The sequence below is a fragment of the Bartonella sp. AA1HLJMS genome, from assembly GCF_042197445.1.
In the GTDB taxonomy this organism is placed as follows: Bacteria; Pseudomonadota; Alphaproteobacteria; order Rhizobiales; family Rhizobiaceae; genus Bartonella.
This window is the reverse complement of the sequence record NZ_JBHIRW010000101.1, coordinates 1-2671: the sequence shown is the minus strand read 5'-3', so window position 1 is coordinate 2671 and position 2671 is coordinate 1. Positions and strand designations below refer to the sequence as shown.

Genomic DNA, 2671 nt, shown 5'->3' with positions numbered 1-2671 from the left:
TACTTCATCTTTTGTTTGACCCATACCTTGTAAAAGTTCTGCTCTTGAGCCCTTTTTAAAGTATTCTTGTTGTGCCTCTGATAATTCATCAAAGATTTTACTGAACTCATCCTTATTAACCGACTTGCTAAGGATTTTAGAACCTTTACCCATAGCATCTACATGTGAACTATATTGATGATACAATGCCCGCCCTTTCTTATATTCAGACGATATATCATCCATAATCTCTAATAACTTTTTGTCGATATCTACTAAGCTACGAACTTTGCTATTGTTTCCTTGCCTCTTTTCTGCCCGTATCATAAAATCAATAGCCTCCTTAGTTTTATGGAGAATACCCATGTTGGGTTTCTCTTTAAGAAGGCTAAATTTTTCAGAAGAAAACGGACTGGCTTTATTGCCATCACTAATGAATCCCCTTAGCCCTTTATTATAAGCTTGTTTAAAGTATGGACGCTCCATTAATTCATTAAGTGCCCCATAATATTTCTCTCCTATTGGTATCTTTTTAGCTATTTCATAAAGAGTATGGGATGCTTCTTTCCTACTCGCGATAAGATCACCTTTTAAACCTGTGACATTTTGACGAGGAACAAAGTGTTCATCAGCAGCTTGATGAATACGCTCCCCTCCTCCCAGCGCTCTCTGCCCAGCTCTTTTAGTCAAATCAAGATAAACTCCTTGATTTCTTTTCGCGATATCAAAAACAAGATCCTGTAAAAAAGGACTATGATCAGCTACGTAATCGGTAGGAACTGCTTTTTTAAAAGATTCTCCTAGATCTTCAGAAGCTTCATTGCCTAAATGTTTACTGATTGCTCTTAATGTATCTTTTGAAACACCTTCTTTTGTATGAGAAGGAGAAAAAAGTCTTCGTATTCCACCAACAGTAGAACCAAGCATACTGCCTACAAGATTTCCAGCCAATGCCCCGCCCGCTCCTAAACCTGCACCAGATAACGTACTTGTAAGTGTATTACCAAGCCCTTCGCCTTCTCCTGCGCCATGTAATGCACCAGATGCCGCTCCTACTTTAAGCAAATGAGGTAATGTTGTTTTGTTCGTGATGCCTAAAAATGGACTTGCAAATCGACTTGGGGGTAACTGACCTGCTTTCAAAAAGGCTTGACCTAATTTTGACCCCGCCACATTCCTTGCAAGTGTAGGCGCTACAAGGCGTGCTCCTGAGGCTAACAGTCCTCCCCCTAAAGTCGCAAGTGAAGGGATTGCCGCCCCTAAAGCATTTCCAGCAAAAGAAGTCCAATAATGTTGATCACTCATCCTACGATAATAATCACGTATTCTATTGGCTTCTTTCTCATATTTTTCTATGGTTTTCTTATCTCCAGTCCAATAGTTGTAAAGCCCCTTCGCAAAAGCCTTTATTGCCAACTCATCATCAGAATCACGTCCTGCCGCTGTGATCCCCGCAATCTCATCATCTAAATTAAAACTCAAACCATGCTTTAAAGAATTCCAAAAGGCTTCACTTTCACTTATTTCGGGATGTTCTGCTTCTTCCTCATAAGAATGGTTGTTATAGTCTGATATGTGTCCAATAATAGGATATTGATCATCATTCCAAATCTGACTATTTGAAGAGCGTTTATTATAATCTGTTATATGTCCAATAATAGGATACTGATCATCATTCCAAACCTGACGTTTTCCAACGTTATCATTCTTATGATTAAGCATTTTAGTATCTCTTTATTCTAATATTACCATCTGCATCTTGAATTTTTGTTCCTATCTCAAATTTAGCGCTCTCTTTGGGACTGGATACCTTCACAAACTCCATAACGCCTTTTTTCTGAGTATTATATTTATCAGAGATTTCTTGAGGGGTTATCTTCCCCGTCATCCAATCATGCAAATCAGTTTTCTGAAGCTTATTTAAAGCATTAAATGTTATTTCAAGATTTTCTAAAGTTTTCAGTAGCCCTTTTGTATTACGCGCAGAATCTAAAGAACCAAAGGTTGCTACCATCGTCCGACTTTCGTAATCTGATATAGGACCAACACTAAGACTTCCTCTAGGATCCATCGATTTTAAGCTCTCAAATACCGCCTTTAAAGCACCACCCTTAATCGTATCAAATAATTTTTCTAATTCATTCGCAGGAGTTCCTCCAATTCCACGCGTAGCCCACGCCTTAAACCCGTTAATCTTATGTTTGCGAATGAGTGCAATCGAATCACGAATAGCATCTATCCCAGCGTTCATCTGATGTTTTGTGGCAATAATATTTTTTTGCTTTTTACCCTCCCACTCTTTCTGTGCTTGTAGCTTCTGATTATACTCAAGTTCTTGTGGAGACCCCTTTACCGGTCTCATTTCGCGTTCACCAGTCTCTGGATTGGTATACCATTGAAACCCCTGACTTAACTTAGGAGTATCACCACCTGTTAGCATCGCACTAAGCATTTGCGGATTACGTGCCATGATAGCAGCTTCTTCTTCGCTGTAACCTTTAGATTTTAGGTATTCGACGGTTTGATTGACTTGTTCTCTTCGTTTATCACCTTCATTAAGATGCTTCACACCACTTGCAAGCGCATCCCACCCAGAACCGTCTGATGAAGATTCCGCCATACCTGCAAAAAGATCTTTGAGCTTCTGATACGCATCTGATTGAAAAAACTTATAAGTATTGGACTGTAAAAA

Annotated in this window: 2 protein-coding genes; both read right to left on the bottom strand. The window is 39.1% G+C overall.

Annotated elements, in window-relative coordinates:
* Positions 1-1701, bottom strand: a 1701-nt coding sequence (locus tag ACFIQE_RS09445) for a hypothetical protein (RefSeq protein ID WP_375707617.1), incomplete at its 3' end; no start/stop codon positions are given.
* A 1-nt stretch (position 1702) separates the two neighbouring features.
* The coding region (locus ACFIQE_RS09440) for a hypothetical protein (RefSeq protein WP_375707100.1) at positions 1703-2671 on the bottom strand (969 nt) is incomplete at its 5' end.